This is a genomic window from Actinomadura rayongensis, assembly GCF_009831215.1.
Lineage (GTDB): Bacteria > Actinomycetota > Actinomycetes > Streptosporangiales > Streptosporangiaceae > Spirillospora > Spirillospora rayongensis.
In genome coordinates, this window is sequence record NZ_WUTW01000002.1 from 859,617 (window position 1) to 881,212 (window position 21,596).

Sequence of the window (21,596 nt, forward strand, 5' to 3'; positions counted from 1 at the left end):
CGCCCCACTCATCCTTGCGGACAGAATTTCTTCCACTTTCCGCCCCGGTCGATTTCGGTGTCGCCGTTGCGCAGCGCACGCACTCGGTTCGTCGGCGCCCACACCGGAACGCCCATCGTATTGGCGAGCTCCTGCGCCCATCCGCGCCGGTTGCCGGAGTGGCAGGACAGCAGCCGGATCGGCCCGCCCTGATAGTTCGGATTGTTCGCGATGGCCTCGGCGATCTGCGCCGGATGGGTCTTGTGACCGTTTCCGGGGATCGGCCACCCGTCGCGGGAGCCGTGCACGATCACGTCATGGGCGTTGCCGCGCGTCGGATAGGAGCCGTTGTCGAGGCGTCCGGCGTTCGCGTGGGTCACGGGGTCGTCGCCGATCGCGGTGTACGTCCGTCCGTGCGTGACGCCCTGCCCGTTGGCGAGGGCGCTGTGCGTGGTGTGCCCGCCGCCCCGGCGCGGCGTCAATCCGAGCGGGTCGTACCAGGTCCACGGATTGGGGACGTACGCGAAGGGATTGACCCCGCCCATCAGGCCGAGCGGGTCGCGGCTGAGATAACGGCCGGTGGACGGGTCGAAATAGCGGTTGTGGTTGTAATTCAGCCGCGTCTCGGCGTCATGGTACTGGCCGGGGAACCGCAGGGGGCAGTCACTGCGGCCGGACGCGTCGCCGAGCGCGGCGCCCCACAGAGTCGAACGGCGCGCCCAGGCGACGTCTCCGGCCTCGTCGACCATTTCCACCGGGCTGCCGACGAGGTCCGCGACGATGGCGTAGAACTGCCGGTCGACCCATTCCGGCGCCATCTCGCGCTCGATCTGGGCGACGGGACGGAAGGTTCCCGGCTCGTACTCCCAGACCATTCCGTCGCCCACATAGGCGTTGTCCCCGGGCGACCAGACGCGGTGGACCCGTTCGACGAGGACGGGACCGTCCCACACGAAGTCCGTCTGTTCCAGGATCCCCGCGCCGTCCTCCGCGAGCCGCTGCTTGGCCACACGGCGGCCGAGGGCGTCGTAGCGGTAGCGCCAGCGTGAGCCGTCCGGGGTCTCCACGCCGACGAGGCGGTCGTCGGCGTCCCAGTGGTAGCGCCACGACGCGGGCCGGGACGAAAGGCGCGGCTCCTGTCGCAGGACGACCCGTCCCTGTCGGTCGTGCTCGTACCGAACACGGCCCGCACGGTGCAGGAGCGTGCCCGCGTACTCCCGCGATCCGGTCGCCTCGGCGTCCGGCCCGCCCGCGGCCGGCCACTCCGCGCCGACGATGTCGCCCGCCGGGTCGTACGCGTACCGTTCGGTCCAGCCTTGTCCGTGGACGGTCGTCACGCGTCCGGCGGCGTCCAGCTCGAACCGCCGGTCGCCGCCCAGCCGGTCGCCGAGCGCCGCCACGTCGCCGCCCGGGTCGTAGCCGTAGGTGCGGTGCTGGAGCAGCCGGGGCTCGCCCGCGTCCGGCGCGGCGGGCCTGCCCCACACGGTCTGCGCCGTCAGCCGGTGCCGAGCGTCCCACTGCTGGACGAGCTGGGCGCCCGCGCCGATCCGCCGCCGCACCTCGCGGTCCGCGGCGTCGTGCTCGAACGCGAGGACCGCGCCGCCCGCGTCCAGCCGCACGGGACGGCCCGCCGGATCGTAGGTCCACACGCTGTCCGCACCGGACGGCGTCCGCCGCCGCACCCGGTTCCCGGCGCGGTCGTAGGCGCTGTTCAGCGTCCCGACGTGCGACGTCTCCGCCGTGACCCGGCCGAGCGGGTCGCGGACGAACGCGACCCGGGCGTCCGCGTTGACCGCCTCGACCAGGCGGCCTGCGGGGTCGTAGGCGAACGTGGCGACCTGCTCGCCCGCGCGCTTCTCGACGACGTTGCCCATCGCGTCGTGGCGGAACGCGACGGTCTGCCCCGCCGCGTTCGTGCGCGAGACGAGCCGCCCCGCCGCGTCGTAGGCGTAGGTCTGGGTGCGGCCGTCGAAATCGTGCTCGGCGACCAGGTTTCCGGCGGCGTCGTACTCGTACCGCCAGACCAGCCCGCTCGCGTTCGTGACCGATCGCAGCCGCAGCTCGGCGTCGTAGGCGAACTCCAGGCGCGCCCCGTCCGGGCCGGTCTGGGCGACCGGACGGTCGAACGGGCCGATCTCGTAACGGGTGGCCAGGCCCGTCGGCGCGGTGTGCGCAACGAGGTTGCCGGTGGCGTCGTAGTCCCAGCGTTCGGTCAGTCCGTCCGCCGTGGTGTGCCAGGCCGGCCTTCCTTCGGGGGTCCAACCCCGCCGGACGACGCCGCCGATGGGATCCACGACGCTCGTCGGCCGACCCGCCGTGTCGTATCCGTACCGGGTCGTGTTCCCCAGCGGATCGGTCATCGCGGTCACCAGCCCGGCCGCGTTCACCGCGAAGCGGACGGTGTTCCCGAGCGGATCGGTCACCGACGCCGGATGTCCGCCGGGGTGGTAGCCGTACCGGGTCACCGCACCCGACGGGTCCACCGACTCGACCAGGTTGCCGTGCTCGTCGTACGACTGCCGCCAGACCGATCCGTCCGCCTCCGTCACCACGGTGGGCAGATTCAGGTCGTCGTACTCGGCGGTGGAGCGCGCGCCGTCCGGGCGGACGGTCTCGACCAGGTTGCCGCGCTCGTCGTAGACGAAACGAGTGGTGCGACCGAGCGCGTCCGTCCGGGACAGGAGGTCGTCGTGCCGGTCCCAGGTGAAGGACGTCGTGTTGCCGAGCGGATCGGTCTCCGTCGTCACCTGGTACTGCTCGTTGTAACGGTGGACGGTGGCGTGACCGAGCGCGTCGGTCACGACGGTCGTGCGGTTGGCCGGGTCGTGGTGGAGGTGGACGTTGAGGAACCCGTCCGTGCCGATGCCCCGAACGGCCCGGCCCTGGTCGTCGTACTCGTAGCGGTACGCGAACCCGTTGCGGTCGTGCCAGGCGGTGAGTCGGCCTTCCTCGTCATAGCTGAGCCTGAGCGGCCTGCCGGACGAGTTGACGATCTCGGTGAGGCGGCCGTCGGCGTCGTAGCCGTACCGGATGAGCGCGATGTCGCCCTCGTCCGCGGCCAGGTGCAGGGCGGTGACCCGGCGGTCGTCACCCTCCTCGTCCACAGGCGCGGTGGTCACCTTGACGCGGTAGCCGCCCGAGTGCCGAAGCTCGGTCAGCGTGCCGTCCGCGTAGACGAGGTCGACGCGGTTGCCGTTGCGGTCGGTGATCGCCGTGAGCGGCAGCCGGGCCCAGCCGTGCTCCTCGCCCGGAGGCGGAAAGTGCAGCGTGCGGCCCCGCGCGGTGTCGGTGATCGTGTAGCCGCCGGCCGCGGTGAGAACGAGCGGCCACGGCCTTCCCTCGACCGGGCGGAACTGGACATGGGGCAGCGACGCGTGCGGATACGAAAGAACGGTGGCGTCGTCGGCGAAAAAATGGACGGCCTCGGCGTCGAGTTCCAGCCTCTGGTCGAGGGAAGAGGCCCAGGACGTCCCAAAGAGCGCACCGTCCCGATAAGACGAGACATGGGTGCGGCCCAGCGTCAGAGGCAGCGTCCCCGGCAGTTCGACATCGGTGTGAACGAGCAGAACCTCGCCCGTGACAATGTCGATCGGGTCGTTGGTGGTGGACCGCTTGCCCGGCTCCCTGCTGGCCGCCTTGGGATCGGACCCGTCCCGCCCCTTCTTGCCGGGCCTCCGCCGCCCACCGCCGTCCGGACCGCCATGCCCGCCCCGGCGCCGTCCCTTGGGAACCCGAAAAGAGTCACCCGCCATTCGGGCGATGATCCCCCGTGCCCCCTTGGCGGCCCCACCATGCCCGCGACCGTGCCCACGCCTGCCCAAACCACGACTCCGATACCCCAGACGGACCCCACGCCGCGCGAACGCTCATGCCCCGACCCCCGCGCACCCCGGCCACGGCGGAACATATGTTCGCACACAAGACCAACCAGACATCCGCGCCCAGCCAGCCCCCACGCCCACCCCTTGTGCGGGACGTGCCCTTATCGTGTTGACCGCCCCGGGGGTGCGGTGCTGGAGTCGGCACGTGGACAGCATCCCGGCCAACCGGCGTTTCTGGAACCAGATCAGCCGTACCTACCAGGACGAGCACGACCCGCAGATTGGCGCGACACCCAGGCTGTGGGGCATGTACGCGATCCCCGACGCGCACTTGAACGCCTTGGGCGACGTCAAGGGCAAGCGCGTCCTCGAACTGGGCTGCGGCGCCGGCCAGTGGTCCAGGTCAATCGCCGCCGAGGGCGCCAACGTGGTCGGACTCGACCTCTCCGAAACCCAACTCGCTGCAGCAGCCCGCGCAATGGGAACGCCCCGCTACCCGCTGGTGCAAGCCGCCGCCGAACGCCTCCCGTTCGCCGCCGAAAGCTTCGACGTGGTGTTCTGCGACCACGGCGGGCTCACCTGGGCACCTCCACACCTGGCCGTACCGCAGGCAGCTCGAGTCCTCCGCCGTGGCGGGCGCTTGGTGTTCAACGTCGCCAGCCCATGGTTCGAAGCCTGCTACGACGAAGAAGCCCGCCGCGTGACCACCACCTTGCAGCGCAACTACTTCGGCCTCCACACCATCGCCGAAGACCAGGGAGCATCCAGCTACCAACTCACCTACGGCGACTGGATCAGAACTCTGCGCACCGCGGGCCTCATCATCGACGACCTCATCGAGCCGCGCCCCGACCCCGGAACCCTCAACGGCTACAACAAGACCGACCCACCCGACTGGGCAAACCGCTGGCCAGCCGAAATGCTTTGGATAACCCACAAACCGTAACCACCACCGCACCGTCAACCCGAACAAGCCAAACGGACTGCCCCCACTCGCCGCCGTGCGCAGCGACGGCGCCACCCGGCCGACGGCCGGCGGCCCCTGCGGTTGAATACGGGAATGCAGAGCCGATTGTGGGTCGCCCTCGCGCCTGAACTCCAGGACCAGGTGGATGCACTTGTCACCATGGATCGTAAGCTCCGAGCCGTGCAGGTGATCAGAGAAGGCGTCGACGGCACGTCTCGCCCTGGTCTTCATGAGTGCCTGGCTCTTGTCGCCGAACGCTACGCGGTCCTCGGCAAGCGGTTCCACCGTTCTCCGACCGCGCCGCTTGATCTCGATGCCCTGACAGCCAAGGTCCAGGCACTACCCCATCGGCCGGCGGCCATCGAAGCAGTCTGGGACGGGGACAGCGAGGGCTGGTTCGTCCTCCTCCTCGCCATCACGCTCGACCCCAGAGCAGAACACCACCTTGCCATCGTCCAGCACGGAACGGACCTGCGCCTGTTCAACGGGACGGTTCCACCCTGGCCAGAGGCCGAGGAGGCGACCACGGTCGGACGGACACTGGCTGAACGGCTCGGTGTTCCCTTCCATTTCGCAAGTCCGCAGACCCCAGACAATGAAGCGCCCCGCTGGTGGGACACTCCGTAAACACACCGCTACATAAGTAGCCGGAGCGGGTGATGGGCGAAGCGGGCCAGCCGAGTGGGCCGCTCAGTTCGTCTGCGCCCGACAACTTGTCAGGCGCGTAGGCCGACGGCGTTGTACGCGCTCCCGGCGAGAGCCGAGAGGGATTTCTGTTCTCAACGGGTCAGGGCGTCCACTGAGTGTGTGGACGCCCTGGGTGGTGGAGCCGCCTATCGGAATCGAACCGATGACCTATTCATTACGAGCGCTCCCATAGCGTGGCCACCAGATTCACCAGCTCGGTCGGACCTTCTACTGGGGCCTCTCAGAATCTCTCTGTGGTGCCTGCGGTTGTCACCCAGATAGTCACCCACGATCCTCACCCGCAGACGCTGCCCAAGGCCATTGGCGTTGGGAGTTCGGATACGGATCGAGCCATCTCGCCGCGCCGGGGGCGGACGATCGTGATGTCGCCGGAGCCCTGGTAGGAGGCGAACCCGGAGGCCGATTTGGAAGCCCGCAGCGGCGAGAGGACGAGGTTGGGACCGATCAACCGTTCGGCGTCGATCCATGGCCAGCCGTTTTGGTGTCACCCGAGACCCAGCGCGCGTACGGTGGGAATGGCTCCGGCGGACAGCGGCATCGAGATCGTCCCCGGGCGGTCCGTCCTCCGGGCCAGGTGGGCGGAGAAGACTAGCGAGGCGGTTGATGCGCGACATCCGGATTAGCACCGAGGTCGCTGCGAGGCTCAGCGCAGCTCATATCCGGCAACTCCGTGACGGCCCTGACCCGGGGGTCTATCAATGCTGCGAGTGTTCGGCGCCGGGGGACGCCGACGCCGAGCCGACGAGCGTGGTGGTGTACGCCTATCCCGGCGTAGTCAACGTGGTATTCGCACATGCCTGGTGTTCAGACTCGGCGTTGACCTGGAAGGACGACCCTTCGGTGCGCGCCGGCCTGGAGCGGGTCCACGTACTTCCGCTGATGTTCGGGTCTACCGGCTCCGCCGCACTGATGATCGCTCCGTACTTCCCGGCCAGAACCTCTGACTTCCAGTCGAATTCACAGATCCGCAGGTGGCTGGAGGATGGTCTCCACCTGGTCTTGTCTCTTGATGCGCTGCTGGAGGAACCTCCCCCAACGCCGGGCTGGAAGGCTTGGCTGGTCCCCGGCGATTCGCCCGGCCAGACGCGCCTCACCATCCGATCTCGGCTCGGCTCCCCGCACGAGCCGATAACAGTGGTCGATGACATCGGCATCCGGGTCCAAGGCGCCTGGACACGGGCGGTCAAGGCAACTGGGAAAATTGCCCTGTTCGCCGGTCTGACCGAGATCCACAAGCTTCCCGACCGAGACCCGATGGCGATCATGGACGAACTCGCCAAGGCGTTCCAAGCGGGAGCGCTGACCTGCGGCCTGATCGAGGCGGACTGGATCGAGCTCTGAGCAACACCTCTGCGTGGGGCGAGCGAGCCTATGGAATGGGAGCGCTAGCTTTTCGGGTGCGAGCGTGGCCGACACAGTCGCATTAGCGCAAGCCTTCCGCGCGCATCTCATCCAAAGTGTTTCCGCCCACCTTGCCCCGGTTGAGCAAGATATGTGCTCGGATAATCCGATCACGGCGTCCTGGTGGACGCGGTCGTGCGCCGCACGAGGTCCCACCCTTCAGGGGCGGTCGCTGTGCTGAGGCGCTGGCCGTGTAGGGCGGGCCGTTGCCCGTGGTCACGTTCGCAGAGTTCTGCTTCTTCCTCTTGGTCGAAGCGGAAATCTACGCGTGAGGGTCGTGATCGCATGGCGGGACCGAAGACCGGCAGTGGGGCAGTGCCCGGTGGGGGTCGGCAGCGGCGGCAAGCGGGAGGGCGTCGGCGGGCGTTTCTGGTGCGGGTGACGGACGCCGAGCACCGGGCGCTCACCGAGCGGGCGGCGCGCGCCGGACTGAGCGTGCCGCGGCTGATGGTCGAAGCCTCCCTCGCCGACGAGGTTCGGACGGTCAGTGAGCGGCGTGGGCAGATGTCGGAGCTGGCGGCGGTCAAGCGCCTTGCCCTGGCGATCGGCAACAACGTGAACCAGTTGGCGCGGGCTGCAAATGCCACTGGGCAGCAGCCCCGCGAGCTTCCGGCGGTGCTGGAGGCCGCAGCGCGGGTGCTGGCGCGGGCCGAGTCGGCCGTCGCGGCGCTGGACGGGTCGCGCCGGTGAACAATTTCATCTCGCCCAAGCGGGGAACCAGTACCGTCGGCTTGGTCCGCTATCTGTTCGGACCTGGTCGCAGCAACGAGCACACCCGCCAGCGGGTGATCGCCGCGTCCGTCGATCTGGCCGTGCCGGACGGGCTGCGGCTGGACCACCGCGCCGACCGCGAGCAGATCACCGAGTTGGGGCGGGCGCTGGACAGCCTTCGCCAGGCGATGGGTATCCAGGTCCCGGGCGGGCACGTGTGGCATTGCTCGATCTCCCTGCCGCCCGAGGACTCCACGCCCGCGCGCAGGCTCAGCGACGCCCAGTGGGCCGAGATCGTCCGGACCGCCGTTCACCGGCTGGGGTTTGAGGACGGGAAGGCGGCGCCGTGCCGGTGGCTGGCGGTCCACCACGGCACGTCGGCAGGCGGCAACGAACACGTCCACCTGGCCGTGAACCTCGTCCGTGAGGACGGCACCCTCGCCAGTACCTGGAACGACCGCCGCAAGCTCAGCCGCCTGTGCGCCGAATTCGAACAGCGCTACGGGCTGCGCGTCGTGCAAGGCCGCGGCGGCGCCGGCGCTCCCGGGTTGTCGCGCGCTGAACTGGAGCGGGCGGCGCGTCGGCCGGGGCGGGAGCCGGACCGGGTGCTGCTTGCCCGGATCGTGCGCGGCGCGACCACCGCCGCCGACCACGAAGCCGACTTCGTGGACCGGCTGCGCGACCTGGGAGCGCTGGTCCGGCCCCGCTACGGCAGCGGGGGCAAGGATCAGGTCGTCGGGTATTCGGTGGCCTTGCCTACCGGCGGACCTGCGGAAACGGTCTGGTTTGGGGGCGGACGGCTGGGCCGGGATCTGACGTTGCCCACCCTGCGGCAACGCTGGCCCGACGGCAGCATCGAGAATGGGCAAGCATTGGCAGCGTGGAGGCAAGCCACCCAGCCGCGTGCCGTCTCCGCTGTCTCCGCGACCTATTACACGCCGATCTGGGCTACCACGGCGGCGAAGGTCTTGGCCGAGGTCGGAGACCAGCTCCGGTCCGTCCCCGCCGACGACCACGCGGCGTGGGCCGGGGTGGCGCGTGAGATGTCGGGCATCTTGTCGATCTGGTCCGTGCGCGTCGAGGGCAGGCGACCGGGCAACCTTGCCTTCGTTGCCGACGCGCTCGCCCAAGCCGCCCGCACCCGCTACGACGAACCACCGCCCCGAATTCCCCGACAAGCACGGGACCTGCGCAAGGTCGCCAAGGCCGTCGCCACCGCCACCAGCCACAGCAACGGCGACTGGGCACAGATCATGCTCATCCGGCAGATGCTCCAACTGGTCCAGGCCATCGAAGACGCCAACCACGCCCGAACCCGAGCCCTGCAAGCCATCGCAAGCGCCAACACCTCACGCGAACGACTTCACGCACTCACCCGACAAACCGACCTGGGAATCAGCTCCGCGTCCACGATGGGACGCCCCGCGCGAATGATGGGACGAGATGCGGGCTTCGGAATCGGATAGTTCGCAATGGTTCAGAGGCGGTGTAGCGCGGGATGCCCCGACCTAGGAACGCTCAGCGCCGTCCGGCCAGATCACATCAACGGGCGTTCCGAGAAGGCGCGCGTGTTCGACCACATCGGCGGTACCGCCGAGGCCGCCGGACGGCCTGCCGTCCCACACGGCCATGAGGCGGTCGACCCTCTTGAGGACTTCTTCGCCGGCCGCCATGTACGCCTCACGGCCGGACGTCAAGAACGGCATGTAGCGGACGCACGCGGCTTGGATCAGCAGTTCGTCGAACGCGGCGCGGTTGTCCGGCTTGACCTTCTCCTCGCGGTAGTCGGGTGCGGGAAGAATGATCTCGACCCGGCCACCCACGTCCAAGACGGCGCGGGCGAAGATCTGGTCGGCGCCCTTGGCGAGGCACGTGACGCCGACCAGCTCAGCGCCCGCATAGGGCACGAGCGCGTCCCGGAGTGCCGCGTGTACGACTTCGGCCGCACGCTCGGTCAGGTTCGAATGTCCGGTGATGCCGATCCGGGTCACGCGGTCTCCTTCAACGTGGCGAGGGGCTTCTTGCTGAAACGCTCGGTCAGTTCGGCCCGGAGGTCCGCGATGGGCGGGGCGTCGTTGAAGCGGGCGGCCTCGGTGTAGAAGTCGTACAGGCGGCGCTGGACGCGGCCCGACTTGATCGTGTCCTCGATCTCGACCGCGCCCCGCACGACGCGGGCCGCTTCCTCGCACTCGCCGAGCAGCAGGTAGGTCCGGCTGAGGCCGATGAGATCGAACGCCCGGTTCCGGACTCGGCGGGGTGCGCGGAGCCGGAGCGCGGTCGCGATGTGCTCGACGGCGCGGTGGGCCAGGTCGTCGTGGGCGAGGCCCTGCTGTGCTTGGGCGAGGGCGAGGTCTCGATAGCGGGCGCCGACGACCCCGGCGAGTTCGGAGGCATCGAATGCGGCGACCCAGTACGGCAGGTGTTCGCCCTTGCCCTTGTGGAAGTCCTCGTGGGCCAGGCCGACCGCACGGTGGAAGGCTTGCACACGCCCGGTCTTCGCGTAGGCCCATCCTTCGCGGGTGCGCAGCATCGAGCGGACCCGGCCGGGAGCATCCGAGCCGACACCATCGAGGGCGAGCCGCACGAGGTCGAGCGCGTCGCCGGGCTGGTCGAGGTCGAGCATCTGCCTAGCCATGGCGGCGAGGACGTTCGCCCCGAACATGCGTCCCGACTCTCCTGAGGCATGGGCTGCGCGCAGCGACTCGCGGTAGTACCGCTGAGCGATCGGATGTAGCCCGGCGTCGTACGACATCGAGCCCACGATTTTCGCGAGCTCGGCGAGCACGGCGAACAAGCGCTGCGTGATATCGGCGGGCTGATGCGCGTTGAGCAGGTCGGCGACCTCGTTCATCTGACCGAGGACGGCTTTACGCCGGATGCCCATGCGGAACCGGTTGTCCCAGTGTCGGAGTGCATGAGTGACCGTCTCGATATTCCGCATCTCCTCGTCGGAGATCGTTCCGGATGCCACTCGGCGGAACGGTGGAACGGAATCGCTGGTAATCCAGTATTCGAGCGGTTCAGTGAGACGGGCACCGATGAGAAGGGCGCCGATGCGTTTGTTCGCTTCGCGTCGGTCGAACATCAGATCCATCAAGGTGAGTCGGGTGATGTCTTCCACGGTACGGGTGGGCGTCCACAGCGCGGGACCTGACGCATCCGTTTCGGGCTCGGCCATCAGGGGTGTGCGGTCGTTCACGGTCTCCCGCGCGCCGTCCGCGACGGGAGCGAGGCCAAGCCTGACGCGTGCCTCGCTCGGCATCGTGAGACCGTCGGCGATGCGTTCGTAGACCTCAAGTTCGGTGACCTTGGCCTTGCCGCGCATCAGATCGCTCACGTAGCCCTGCGACATGGCAACGGCAATGCCGACCTGTGTCTGACTGGCGCCCAAGTGGTCTTTCAGCACCTTGAAAACCGCGCCGATATCGCGCTCATGTAGCGCTTGGCGCATCGCGTCGAGTCGCCATGTCCACACGGGCACCTCAAGTGGTCCCTTGGCACGTCTCATGCGAACGGTCGCCCTCCCGCGCGCTGCGTTTTCATGGTCGGCCTCCCCGGCGTCAGGCCAGGATGACACCCCCGCCAGCGGGAGGTCATCCCGTTCACCGATAGGTCCTGCGGATTCCTTCCGCCTTCCTGCGTCCCGACAGTGAGTCCCACGGCATCAGCGCCCGCGACGCGAGCGCATTCGTCAGGACTTCCGGGAGGACACCGTCATGCCTGCCGCCCCCAACACCGCCGCGCCCAGCGCGGCCCGTCCGGCCGACCCGCGCCGCAGACACCTGGAACGCCTGGCCAAGGCGGTCGGAGCCAGGACGGAGCTTCGCGCGCAGATACGAAGGACGACCCCATCCGGGCCGGCCGTTCTGCACGTCGTCAACCCGATCGTCCCGGACCTGAAGGACGACCTCAGGTGCGACCTGCTCGACGAGGTGTGGTCCCTGGTCTGGTCGTGGGGCGACGTGCTCGGCCCGGCCGACGACATCAAGGGCGCCGTGTCCGCGCTCGAACGGGTTCTCACGGTGCGGTCGTGATCGGCCTCGCCGCCGAGGACCTCGTTCCGGACCCGGGCGACTGGCTCGCCCGGCTCCGGCGCGACTTCCCGCACTGGGCGTTCATGTACGACCCGTTGGCCTCGGTCTGGGTCGCGGTGCGCGGACGCGCACGCATCGAGGTCGCGCGGAACCCCGAACAACTGCACGTACTCATGCAGTCCAAAGGAGAGCGCTCATGACCGGTGCGGAAGTCCCCACCATCACCCACCCTCGCGACCGGCTGTTGTTGGCGACCGAGCACGCCACAGGCACGAGGGCCGACCTCGGCGAGGCACGACTGACCGACCCCGGCGCCCTGACCGAGGCACTACAGCAGAGCCTCGGGGCCCGCGCCATCGTGGTCGGCACTTTGGACCGCCGCGTCGTGTTCATCGAGAACACCGACCGCGATGGATGGACGGTCGCTGATCTGTCGGGGGCGCCTCACGACTCCCGGGACTGGCCGACTTGGACCGAGAGCGCCCTTGCCCTTGATCGGCCGTCCTCGTGGATCTCAAGTGCGCGCATCACTACAGCCGGGATTTATCGGCTCACGCGCCCTCGGGTGCTGCTGGCAGCGCTCTACCATCCCGAGCATTTCCCCTTGCCCCGCTTCCCGTTGGGCATCTCCGATCTTGCCCGCGCCGCACGGGCAACCCTGCTCGGGCACGTCGAGTTGATCGACATGCAGCTCGGTGCCGGCCTTCGCGACATCATCGAGCGGATCGTGACCGGGCGGCCCGACATCGTGGGAATCTCCGCGACCTTCGGTCAGCACGGTCTGATGACGTCAGTCCTGGACGAGATCACCGCGCAGGAGGGCGGCCCACTGGTGGTGGTCGGGGGAAGCCTGACGGCTCGAAACGAACGGCTGCTCCTGGACCGCTACCCCGATCTGCTCGTGGCACGGGGCCCGGGTGAGGCGACCATCGCCGACGTGCTCGCGCACTGGCACGGCGATCTCGACCGTGACCAGGTGCGCGGAATCGGCTACCGGGGCGCGGCGCGCGGCGAAGGAACCCTGGCCGTGGGGCGTGCCCGCCGAACGGCCACCGTCGCCAATCGGACGCAACACGACATCTGGCCTGAGCTGGACCTTCTCCCGCGCACGTTCGGCTATCGGGGCGTTGCCCAGCTTGAGACGTCCCGCGGCTGCACGAACTACTGCTCGTTCTGCCCGCGCGGTCATAAGGGCACATGGTCGGGCGCAGCCCCCGAGTCGCTCGGATGGGTCCTTGACGCGTTCGCCGAGGTCTTCGACGAGCACCCCGACGTTTCCCGGACGTTGTACCTGGTCGATGAGGAGTTCATCGGCCGCGATGAAAGCGCCGTCCCGCGTGCCCTGGCCGTCGCCGACCTCCTTCATTCGCGCGGCTTCGGCTGGGAGACATCGTGCCGTGTGGACCAGGTCGCGCGGCTCGATCGCGACCGGGCCTGGCACGTCGAGCGTGGGCAGATGTGGCGCGGGCTGGTCGAGCGCGGGCTTCGGCGCTGCCTGTTCGGCGTCGAGTCCGGAGTGACCTCGATCCTCGACCGCTTCAACAAGGAGACCAGCGGAGAACAGAACGCACTCGCCGTGCGCACTCTTTCGGCGCTGGGGGTGCCGACCCGCTTCACCTACATCACGTTCGATCACCTGATGAACGCCGAGGAACTGCGCTCCACCTATGCCTTCCAAGGAAGAACGGACTTGATCCTCCGCCCGCTACCGCACCTGAGCGTCGCCGAGATCATCGACGGCGTTCACAATGAGGCATTCGTCGCCGAGCACGCCACCGGCCAGCCGTTCTACGAGGCCATCAGTTACATGCTCGTCTCAATGGAATGCCTCATCGGCGCCGCCTATACGCGCGCCGTCGATGCGGCCGGACTCGCCGGGGCGCCCGATCCGTCCATGGGGCGCGTCGAAGCCCAGTACCTCGACTGGCGTATCGGCGTCCTCTCTCATCGGGCACAACTGTGGGTCGATCGTAATTTCGCCCTCGACTACACCCTCAAGTCGCTGGAGAAACTGGCCGATGGCGACCGCCGCCACGCGATCCGGGACACACGCGCGATCCTCAAGCGCGCGGGCTACTCCTTGCTCGGCGGAATGCTCTCGCTCCTGGACCGCACCGCTCCCGACACCGCCCACCGAGCCGGACTCGACGAGGCGTGCGCGCAATTCGCCGACACCCTCATGATCCGGCTACGCGCCCGCATAGACGATGCCGTGACCGCACTCGCCCGTGATCTTCCGCCGGCTGACGCCGGGATCTTGCTCGCAGAGCACGCCCACTGGGCCAACACCGATGCATGGCGCCTGATCAACGCCGCTGACCCTTGCGGAACCTGACGAGGCCCCCATGAGCACGATTCCGGAAACCCGCTACCTGCGCGGCCTCGGCCGCCCCGTGTCCAGCCTCGGCGCGGGCTGCTGGACCATCGGCGGCGCGGCCACCAACCGAGGCGTACCCATCGGATGGGACGGCGTCGATAGCGCACGCGCCTTCGACGGACTGCTACGGGCGCACGAGTTGGGCGTAACCCTCTACGACACCGCCGACGTGTACGGCCTCGGCCACTCCGAACGGCTACTCGGCCGCCTGCTCGCCCACGTCCCTCGGCACGAGGTCACGGTCTCCAGCAAGGTCGGCTATTTCGCCTCGGCCGCTCATCCCTACGCGGCCGAACAGATGCGACGCCAGCTTGAACGCACTCTCCGCCACCTCGGAATCGACTACCTCGACCTGTACTTCTTCCACTCCACCGACTTCGGCGAGGGTGACCAGTACCTGGCGCGCGCCGTCAAGCAGATGCGCGCGTTCGTCGAACACGGCCTCGTCCGCGCGATCGGAATGCGTGCTCCGCACACGTTCGCACTCGAATGGGCGACCGGCCCAAGCCACGACCATCGGTGCCACGAGGCCGCCCGGTTCTTGCACCTGTACCAGAAGATCCGGCCCGACGTGCTGACCGTCCGATACAACCTGCTGTCGCCCCTGTACGCCCCCGGCGAGACGGACGTGTTCGACCTCGCCAAGGCGCAAGGAGTGGCCGTCATCATCAAGCAGGCCCTCGGGCAAGGCATCCTGCTCGGCACTCATCACCCCGACCACCCCCGTACGTTCGGACGCGGTGACCACCGCCGCCAAGACCCGACGTTCACCCCCGAGGCTCTGCGCGAGGTTCATCGCGGCCTCTCCCCCGTACGGGAGCGCTACGGCGCGACCGTGCCGGACATGGCACGCCTCGCACTGAGGTACGCCCTCGCCCGCGACCCGACCGTCCCCGTCCTGGTCGGCTTCCGCGACGCCGAGCAGATCAACACCACCATCACGAGCCTCGGCGAGCCGCTGGCCGACGACGAGATCACCTGGTTGCGCCGTTCGCTCGCGCCGCTTCGCGACGCGTTCGCGGCTCGTACGGCGAAACACCACGTGCGATGACCCGCCGTCCCTACGCTGCCCGTGGGACGGCTTCCCCCACCTTCCAAGGAGAGGCGACAGTGAAGTACATCGAGGTCGAGCAGAAGTTCGCGCTCACCGAGCCGGACCGGCTCAAGAAGCAGTTGGAGGAACGCGGCGGCAAGCCCGCACCGGCCATCCGGCAGGTGGACACCTACTACAACGCCCCGCACCGCGACTTCCTCGCCCCCGCCGCGATCTCCGAGTGGCTGCGTCTCCGTGAGACCGACAACGGAGCCTCGGTCAACTACAAGCGGTGGCTTCCCGAGGACGCCGAGATCAAGACCCACTGTGACGAGTACGAGACGCCCGTCGAGGACGTCGAGGCCCTGCGCCGAACCCTCGTCGCGCTCGACTTCACGAAGCTGACCACGGTGGACAAGACCCGTGAAGAGTGGACCATCCCCGGTGAGGTCGTCGTCGCGTTCGACACCGTGGCCGACGCCGGGCACTTCGTCGAGTTCGAGTTCAAGGGCGATGCCGAGAACGCCGAAGAGGCCATCACGCGTCTCCAAGCGTTCATCGACGGACTCGACGTGAGCCTCGGCGACCGGATCAACCGGGGCTACCCTCACATGCTCCTCGGCCGCGAACGCTGACTCCCGAAACAGCCGTCACACCATCCCGAAGGGGGGCGCGGTGCGCGACGCACCGCGCCCCGACGCGTTGTCCCGGAGAAGGTGCCCTCGGTCCCGGCAAAGGATGTAGCCGATGCCCGAGGCCATGCGCGAGCAGTGGGATGACCAACGCGACCCCTTCCTCCGCGAAGCCCTGAGCAACCCGCTGGTGCGTCCCAGCGCGAGCCCCTCTACGGCAAGGCGGCAAAGACCGGGGCGCCGGTCGCACGGCGACCTTGCCTAACGGTTGACCTGCGGAAACGGTGTAGTGCGCAGGGCAGATGAGACCTGACCTTGCCCACCCTGCGTCATCCCTTGCCCGGCGGCAGCACCGAGACAAGGCAAGCGAGTCGGCAACGATCCCGGCAAGGTAGGCAAGCCGGGCAACGATCCGGGCAAGGTAGGCAAGTCGGCTCAGGGGAACGAGTGCAGGGCGCTTCCAGGCGGGGCGTGCTTACGATGTGCTCTGCGCATTTGTCAGGCAAGGGCGTCGGCCCCTATGCGTCAGGAGCGGCCAGGACCGTGTCGAGGGTGGGGTTCCGGGATATCGCCGATGGTCTGCGCAGGGCCATCGAGGCGGGGGAGATCGGCGCGGACCGGTCTCTTCCTTCGGAGTCTGAGCTGATGGACCGGCATGGGGTGGCCCGGATGACGGTCCGCCGGGCGCTGTCCCTGCTGGAAGACGAGGGACTGATCGAAGTGGTCCCCGGTCGTGGACGCTTCGTCCGTGCGGGCGACGGAGTGCCTGATGCAGTGCGGGTGGAGAAGAAGTACGAGCAGGTCGTGGACGAGGTCCGGCGGTTGCTGGCGTCCGGTGAGGTGCCCGCCGGCGGGCGTGTCGGCACCGCGGGCGAGGTGGCGGACCAGTTCGGGGTCTCGCCGGGGACGGCAACACGCGCCTTGGTCCTGCTGGCTGCTGAGGGTCTGGTCACGCCGGTTCACGGGCAGGCGTGGTTCGCCGGCGATCTCGGCGCCGAGGCGAACCGGACGGCGGCTGTTGCCGGGCGGCTGCGCGCAGCCATCGCCCAGGGGCGATTCCCGGTCGGCAGAAGGCTGCCGGGAGAACTGACGCTGGCCGAAGAACACGGCGTGGCCCGGGTCACCGTGCGGCGGGCTCTTGCCGTACTGGAGGCCGAGGGCCTGATCGAGAACCGTCCCGGGCGAGGGCGTCATGTACTCGCCGCAACGGTCAGCGACGAGTAGCCCCGCCAGGATTCACGGTGAGACATCTCCGGGACTTGACATTCCCAAGGTAGACATGTTCTCTATTTCTAGTACAGAAATACTTAAGGTCTGTTGCGACCTGATGTCACAGTTGCCGCCCCGGCGCCCTTCGTTCGGTTGAGTCTCCATCTCTGCCGAATCGATCGGAGATCACTGTGCCAGGCCGACCGGCCACCGCCACCAGACCCGCCCTCCCCCAAGGAGCCGCCCTCCCACACCGCCGCCCGCGGCCCGATCCTCATGGCCCACCGCCTGTGCGCCCCATGCATCCCGCGAAGGCGACTCCACTCCCGGCACACCGAGCAACTGACATCGCGGACGGCCCCGGGTCTCTACCGACCAAAGCAGCGCCCGGGACCGCCGCTCCCTCTCGCGAAGGAGCAACACCATCATGACCGCACGCCGCGCCGAGAACCCCGGGTTCCCGAAGACCGATCCGCCCGCCGACAAGCAGCTCTACACGGTCGAGGAGTCTGCCGTCGTCCTGTCGTTCAGCCGCGCCCACCTGTACCGGGAGATCCGTGCAGGCCGCTTGAAGACCGTGAAGTCCGGACGTTCGACCCGCGTCACCACTCGGGCGATCGCACAGTTCGTCGAGCTCCTGGAGCAGGAAGCCATGGGGGCGTGACGATGACCAAGCGACGCAGCCGGGGCGACGGTGGACTGCACTGGGACGAGAGCCGTCAGCGCTGGATCGCTTCGGTGACCGTGGGATATACCCCCGCCGGTAAGCGCATCGTCAGGAAGGCCAGCGATCCGAAGAAGTCGGAGGCGCTGAGGAAGCTCAAGGAGAAGGTGCGCGACTACGAGGACGGCTTGGCCATCGCGCCGCACAACTACACCGTCGCTGAGGCGGTCGAGTACTGGTTCGCGCTCATGGCGAAGAAGGGACGCGCCGGAGGGACGATCAAGAAGAACCGAAGCCTGATCGACAATCACGTGATCCCTGCGGTCGGTGCGCGCAAGCTCCGTGAGCTATCGGTGGAAGACGTAGAGAAGTGGCTGGAGTCGAAGACCGAGGTGCTGGGAAGCGACGCACTCAAGCAGCTCCATTCCATCCTGAACCAGTCCGTCAAGAAGGCGATGGCACGCGACAAGGTCAAGCGGAACGTGGTCGAGCTCGCTGAGATCCCGGAGGGACGCGACGGCCGCCCATCGAAGGCGATGAACCTGGACCAAGCCGAAGCGGTGCTGAAGGCGGCCGTGGGGTCATCTCTTGAGGCATACATCGTGCTTTCGATCTTGATCGGTGCCCGACCCGAGGAACTACGCCCGCTCACCTGGGATCATGTCGATCTCGACGGCCGGCCCGCCGCCCGCGGGATGCCGATGGAGCCGCCGTCGATCAACGTCTGGCGTTCGGTCCGGGCCAAGGGCGAGACCAAGACGAAGAAGTCACGGCGGACCCTGGCCATGCCGATGAGATGCGTTGAGGCGCTGCGGTCGCTCAAGGCCCGGCAGATGGCGGCGGCGAAGAAGGAGGGCGAGGAGTGGTCGGACACCAGGCTGGTCTTCTGCACGCGGAACGGCACGCAGCGCAACGTGACCAACGTCCTACGCGACGTCCGCGTCGTCTACCGTAAGGCCGGTCTGAACCCGGCCGAGTGGACTGTGCGGGAGCTGCGGCACACCTTCGTCTCCCTGCTCTCCAACGAGGCGCGGGTGCCGATCGAGCACATCTCCCGGCTGGTCGGTCACGACGGCACCGCCGTGACCGAGGCCGTCTACCGCAAGCAGCTCAGGCCGGTCTTGGAGGAAGGCGCGACGGCCATGGACCTGATCTTCCCCGGAGACGATCGAGCGGCTTAGTCACCCAGTTAGTCACCCAGCACGCTGAAGGCCCCTTCCGAAGCTTCGGAAGGGGCCTTCTAGCTGGAGCCGCCTATCGGAATCGAACCGATGACCTATTCATTACGAGTGAATCGCTCTGCCGACTGAGCTAAGGCGGCGTGCCGTGTGAGGACGGCGCGGGTAGCAGTCTAGCGGGTCTCTGGGCCGGTATGTGCATCAGTTGCAGTGCGTGCCGTCTCGGGGTGGGGTTCCGGTGAGGAGGTAGCGGTCTGTCGCGGACGTGATGCAGGGGTCGCCTTGCAGGTAGGCCGTGTGGCCGTCGCCGTTCAGGGACAGGAGGACGCCGTTGTCCAGCTCTGATGCCAGGTTTTCGGCCCACTGGTAGGGGGTTGCCGGGTCTCTCGTCGTGCCTACTACCAGGATGGGTGGGGAGCCTGTCGCCTTGATGGGGTGGGGGGTCTGCTTGGTCTGGGTGGGCCAGTAGATGCAGGGGAGGCCGCCCCAGACTACGAAGGGGCCGAAGCGGGGGGACTCTTTGCGGGCCTTGTCTGCGTAGGACTGGTAGGCCGTGAGGGTTGGGGGGTTGGGCTTGTCTGCGCAGTTCACGGCCATGTTGGCTTCGGTCTCGTTGCTGTAGGTGCCGTTCGGCTTGCGTTCGACCATCGTGTCGGCGAGCGTGATCAGGAGGGTGCCGTCGTGTTGGGTGAACGCCTGGCTCAGGGCTTGGCGTAGGTAGGGCCAGCTCTCCTTGGCGTAGAGGGCCGTCGCTATGCCCATCGTCGCCCATGCTTCGGTGACTTTGCGGGTGTCTCGGGTGTTCGCCAAGGGCGTACGGTCGAGTTGCTTCTGGAAGGCTGAGAGGCGGGTCAGGGCGCCTTCTACTGTGGTGCCCAGGGGGCAGCCCGGTGACTGGACGCAGTCTGCCGCGAAGGCTCGGAACGCTGTCTCGAAGCCTCTTGCCTGTTGTACTAGGACCTCTGCCGACGAGACCTTGGGGTCCAGGGCTCCGTCCAGGACCAGGGTTCTGATGTGGGTGGGGAACTGTTCTGCGTAGACGGCTCCGAGGTAGGTGCCGTAGGACGCGCCGTAGTACGTGAGCTTTGCGTCGCCTACTGCTGCGCGCAGCAGGTCCATGTCGTGGGCTGCGTCTCGGGTGGATACGTGGGGTAGTAGCGCGCTGGCCCTTTTGGCGCAGGACGCTGCGAAGTTCTTGCTCTGGGCTGCGAACGCGTCGATCTCGGCTCGGTCGTCGGGGGACGCGTCCGTGCTGAAGAACGTGTCGAGTTGGGGGCCCGTCAGGCAGCGGACGGGGTCGCTTTGGCCCACGCCGCGGGGGTCGAAGCCCACGATGTCGAACTTGCGTCGTACGTCCGCGCCGAAGCTGCGGGCCGCCTGGCGGACGAACTCGATGCCTGAGCCGCCTGGTCCACCCGGGTTGGTGAACAGGGAGCCGATGCGGCCGGACCGGTCGGACGCGGGGAGGCGGATCATCGCTATCCCGATCGTCCCGGCGGACGGGTGCGCGTAGTCCAGCGGGACTTGGACCGTGCCGCACTGGAAGCCTTCTCCGCAGTCCTTCCACGCCAGGCCCTGGCTGGAGGGGGACGTGGACGGGGGCAGGGGTGCGGCCTTCGGGTCGCTCGTGCAGGCGGACGCCAGTGCGAGCACCAGCGCCGTCACCGCTCCGCTGATCGTCTTGGCCCGCACAGCGCCCCGTTCGTCGGCCGGTCGGATGAACCGCCATGGTCGCATCTCGTGCGCGGCGGGCGGAAATGCGGGGTCGGCGGGCGGGTGCGGGGGGCGGCCCGCCCGCCGACGTCTCAGGGGGCGGGCGGCGCGCCGCCTCGGGCCCGGTTCGGGGCCAGGGAGCGGCACGCCTCCATCGCCTTCTGCTCGGCCGCCGGGCGGCTCGGGCGAGCGGACGGCCGTCCGGTCGGGCGGTCCGCGGGGGCTCCGCTGGGCCAGCCGGTCGGGCGATCGGATGGGCGGCCGGTCGGGCGGCCCGAAGGACGTCCGGGTGGGCGGCCGGTGCGGTCCGGCATTGTGACGCCCTGTTTCTGGAGGCAGGCGCGGAACGCTGCCATCGGGTCTGCGGAGGGCGTGCCGCCGGACGCGGTCTTGCCGTCCCCGCACGCGGCGGCCAGCAGGAGCGAGGCTGCGGCGGCCACGGCCGTGAGTTCGCGTCGCATCGCTTCCTCCTCAGTTGCCGCGGCCGGGTCGGCCGCCCTCGGTGACCTGCGTCGCCGTCACGGTGCCGTCGTCGCCGGCCGAGCCGCGCACGACGACGGACGCCCCTTCGCCGAGGTCTTTCAGCGAGCCCTCGCGGGTGATGTTGACGCTGGTGGAGCCGCCGGTCTTGACCTTGACGGTCTTGCCGTCGGGCGTCTTCACCCAGAGCGTGTCGCCGGAGACCTTGGTGACGGTGCCGGTCGTCAGTCCGCCGCCGAAGCCACCGCCCGCGCCCGGTGCGCCGCCGAAGCCACCGCCCGGTGCGCCGCCGTAGCCGCCCCGCGCGCCGGTGCCCTGGCCGCCGCCGTAGCCGCCGGGGAAGGCGCCGCGGCCGGGTTGCGCCGCCGGGGTGCCGGTGGACGTTCCGGAGTTCCACTTCTGCGCCTGGACGCCGCCCAGGAAGCCCACGACGAGGAGCACCCCGGCGGCCAGGTAGAGCGTCGGGCCGGGGAGGGCGCGGCGGGGCGGGACGGCGGCGAGCGCGTCGTCCAGGTCGTCCTCGAAGGGGGACGTGGCGAGCAGGTCCGCGTCGTTCGACGGCGGCGCCGGGACGGACGGCCCGCTCTGCCGGGACGTGGCGAGCAGATCCGCGTCGTTCGGCGGCGGGCCCGGGACGGACGGCCCGGTCTGCGCGTACGGGACGCCGGGCTGCGGGTTCTCGGGCATGG

The 21,596-nt window shown here is 68.7% G+C and carries 19 protein-coding genes and 1 tRNA gene; 13 read left to right on the forward strand and 7 right to left on the reverse strand.

What is annotated here, in order from left to right:
* Positions 1–8: 8 nt before the first annotated feature.
* A complete protein-coding gene (locus tag GQ466_RS13280) occupies positions 9–3,731 on the reverse strand; it encodes an RHS repeat-associated core domain-containing protein (protein WP_161103161.1) in 3,723 nt (1,240 codons plus the stop codon).
* A gap of 274 nt (positions 3,732–4,005) precedes the next feature.
* Between GQ466_RS13280 and GQ466_RS13285 the strand changes: the two genes are divergently transcribed.
* The 5 genes from GQ466_RS13285 to GQ466_RS13305 all read left to right on the forward strand — a co-directional run bounded on the left by GQ466_RS13285 (position 4,006) and on the right by GQ466_RS13305 (position 9,053).
* The gene (locus GQ466_RS13285) at positions 4,006–4,746 is read left to right on the forward strand and encodes a methyltransferase domain-containing protein (RefSeq protein WP_161103162.1); all 741 of its coding nucleotides are present in this window, start codon (positions 4,006–4,008) and stop codon (positions 4,744–4,746) included.
* A 201-nt stretch (positions 4,747–4,947) separates the two neighbouring features.
* Positions 4,948–5,394 (forward strand): hypothetical protein, encoded by a 447-nt coding sequence (locus GQ466_RS13290; RefSeq protein ID WP_337193449.1) that lies wholly within the window; start codon positions 4,948–4,950, stop codon positions 5,392–5,394.
* 684 nt (positions 5,395–6,078) lie between these two features.
* Positions 6,079–6,816 (forward strand): hypothetical protein, encoded by a 738-nt coding sequence (locus GQ466_RS13295; RefSeq protein ID WP_161103164.1) that lies wholly within the window; start codon positions 6,079–6,081, stop codon positions 6,814–6,816.
* 432 nt (positions 6,817–7,248) lie between these two features.
* The gene (locus GQ466_RS32760) at positions 7,249–7,566 is read left to right on the forward strand and encodes a plasmid mobilization protein (protein WP_161103165.1); all 318 of its coding nucleotides are present in this window, start codon (positions 7,249–7,251) and stop codon (positions 7,564–7,566) included.
* A complete protein-coding gene (locus GQ466_RS13305; protein ID WP_161103166.1) occupies positions 7,563–9,053 on the forward strand; it encodes a relaxase/mobilization nuclease domain-containing protein in 1,491 nt (496 codons plus the stop codon). The genes GQ466_RS32760 and GQ466_RS13305 overlap by 4 nt, the downstream gene beginning before the upstream one ends.
* A 42-nt stretch (positions 9,054–9,095) precedes the next feature.
* Here the strand turns inward: GQ466_RS13305 and GQ466_RS13310 are convergent, their stop codons facing one another.
* The gene (locus tag GQ466_RS13310; RefSeq protein ID WP_161103167.1) at positions 9,096–9,578 is read right to left on the reverse strand and encodes a hypothetical protein; all 483 of its coding nucleotides are present in this window, start codon (positions 9,576–9,578) and stop codon (positions 9,096–9,098) included.
* Positions 9,575–11,095 carry a helix-turn-helix domain-containing protein gene (locus tag GQ466_RS13315; protein ID WP_161103168.1) on the reverse strand — a complete coding sequence of 507 codons (1,521 nt, stop codon included), beginning with the start codon at positions 11,093–11,095 and terminating at the stop codon, positions 9,575–9,577. Before GQ466_RS13315 ends, GQ466_RS13310 begins: the two co-directional genes overlap by 4 nt.
* 208 nt (positions 11,096–11,303) lie before the next feature.
* Here GQ466_RS13315 and GQ466_RS13320 point away from each other — a divergent pair, with 208 nt between their 5' ends.
* The 8 genes from GQ466_RS13320 to GQ466_RS13355 all read left to right on the forward strand — a co-directional run bounded on the left by GQ466_RS13320 (position 11,304) and on the right by GQ466_RS13355 (position 18,717).
* On the forward strand, positions 11,304–11,621 hold the full coding sequence (locus GQ466_RS13320; RefSeq protein WP_161103169.1) for a hypothetical protein: 318 nt from the start codon (positions 11,304–11,306) through the stop codon (positions 11,619–11,621).
* Positions 11,618–11,821, forward strand: a complete 204-nt coding sequence (locus tag GQ466_RS13325) for a hypothetical protein (RefSeq protein ID WP_161103170.1) — start codon at positions 11,618–11,620, stop codon at positions 11,819–11,821. The genes GQ466_RS13320 and GQ466_RS13325 overlap by 4 nt, the downstream gene beginning before the upstream one ends.
* On the forward strand, positions 11,818–13,956 hold the full coding sequence (locus GQ466_RS13330; RefSeq protein ID WP_202420414.1) for a B12-binding domain-containing radical SAM protein: 2,139 nt from the start codon (positions 11,818–11,820) through the stop codon (positions 13,954–13,956). Before GQ466_RS13325 ends, GQ466_RS13330 begins: the two co-directional genes overlap by 4 nt.
* Before the next feature lie 10 nt (positions 13,957–13,966).
* The gene (locus GQ466_RS13335) at positions 13,967–15,049 is read left to right on the forward strand and encodes an aldo/keto reductase (RefSeq protein WP_161103171.1); all 1,083 of its coding nucleotides are present in this window, start codon (positions 13,967–13,969) and stop codon (positions 15,047–15,049) included.
* Positions 15,050–15,108: 59 nt separating this feature from the next.
* Complete coding sequence (gene cyaB / locus GQ466_RS13340) at positions 15,109–15,666, forward strand: class IV adenylate cyclase (protein ID WP_161103172.1); 558 nt, start codon at positions 15,109–15,111, stop codon at positions 15,664–15,666.
* A 549-nt stretch (positions 15,667–16,215) separates the two neighbouring features.
* On the forward strand, positions 16,216–16,887 hold the full coding sequence (locus GQ466_RS13345; protein ID WP_337193450.1) for a GntR family transcriptional regulator: 672 nt from the start codon (positions 16,216–16,218) through the stop codon (positions 16,885–16,887).
* Between the two features lie 412 nt (positions 16,888–17,299).
* On the forward strand, positions 17,300–17,536 hold the full coding sequence (locus GQ466_RS13350; protein WP_161103174.1) for a helix-turn-helix domain-containing protein: 237 nt from the start codon (positions 17,300–17,302) through the stop codon (positions 17,534–17,536).
* A 2-nt stretch (positions 17,537–17,538) separates the two neighbouring features.
* Entirely contained in the window at positions 17,539–18,717 is a 1,179-nt protein-coding gene (locus tag GQ466_RS13355) for a site-specific integrase (protein ID WP_161103877.1), read from the forward strand.
* 64 nt (positions 18,718–18,781) lie between these two features.
* Here GQ466_RS13355 and GQ466_RS13360 read toward each other — a convergent pair.
* From GQ466_RS13360 to GQ466_RS13375, 4 genes are all read right to left on the reverse strand, one after another.
* A tRNA-Thr gene (locus GQ466_RS13360) sits at positions 18,782–18,857 on the reverse strand.
* Between the two features lie 58 nt (positions 18,858–18,915).
* Positions 18,916–20,379, reverse strand: a complete 1,464-nt coding sequence (locus GQ466_RS13365; RefSeq protein WP_337193451.1) for an alpha/beta hydrolase — start codon at positions 20,377–20,379, stop codon at positions 18,916–18,918.
* 140 nt (positions 20,380–20,519) lie between these two features.
* On the reverse strand, positions 20,520–20,888 hold the full coding sequence (locus GQ466_RS13370) for a PT domain-containing protein (RefSeq protein WP_202420416.1): 369 nt from the start codon (positions 20,886–20,888) through the stop codon (positions 20,520–20,522).
* 10 nt (positions 20,889–20,898) lie between these two features.
* Positions 20,899–21,594: a hypothetical protein gene (locus GQ466_RS13375; RefSeq protein ID WP_202420417.1), complete on the reverse strand. Its 696-nt coding sequence runs from the start codon at positions 21,592–21,594 to the stop codon at positions 20,899–20,901.
* Positions 21,595–21,596: the final 2 nt, after the last annotated feature.

What these genes read in the sequence shown, in the direction of transcription:
- GQ466_RS13330 (WP_202420414.1), top strand. Translation starts at nt 11,818, where the DNA reads ATGACCGGTGCGGAAGTCCCCACCATCACCCACCCTCGCGACCGGCTG.
- GQ466_RS13375 (WP_202420417.1), bottom strand. Translation starts at nt 21,594, where the DNA reads ATGCCCGAGAACCCGCAGCCCGGCGTCCCGTACGCGCAGACCGGGCCG.
- GQ466_RS13350 (WP_161103174.1), top strand. Translation starts at nt 17,300, where the DNA reads ATGACCGCACGCCGCGCCGAGAACCCCGGGTTCCCGAAGACCGATCCG.
- GQ466_RS13355 (WP_161103877.1), top strand. Translation starts at nt 17,539, where the DNA reads ATGACCAAGCGACGCAGCCGGGGCGACGGTGGACTGCACTGGGACGAG.
- GQ466_RS13315 (WP_161103168.1), bottom strand. Translation starts at nt 11,095, where the DNA reads ATGAGACGTGCCAAGGGACCACTTGAGGTGCCCGTGTGGACATGGCGA.
- GQ466_RS13335 (WP_161103171.1), top strand. Translation starts at nt 13,967, where the DNA reads ATGAGCACGATTCCGGAAACCCGCTACCTGCGCGGCCTCGGCCGCCCC.
- GQ466_RS13280 (WP_161103161.1), bottom strand. Translation starts at nt 3,731, where the DNA reads ATGGCGGGTGACTCTTTTCGGGTTCCCAAGGGACGGCGCCGGGGCGGG.
- GQ466_RS13370 (WP_202420416.1), bottom strand. Translation starts at nt 20,888, where the DNA reads ATGCGACGCGAACTCACGGCCGTGGCCGCCGCAGCCTCGCTCCTGCTG.
- GQ466_RS13295 (WP_161103164.1), top strand. Translation starts at nt 6,079, where the DNA reads ATGCGCGACATCCGGATTAGCACCGAGGTCGCTGCGAGGCTCAGCGCA.
- GQ466_RS13320 (WP_161103169.1), top strand. Translation starts at nt 11,304, where the DNA reads ATGCCTGCCGCCCCCAACACCGCCGCGCCCAGCGCGGCCCGTCCGGCC.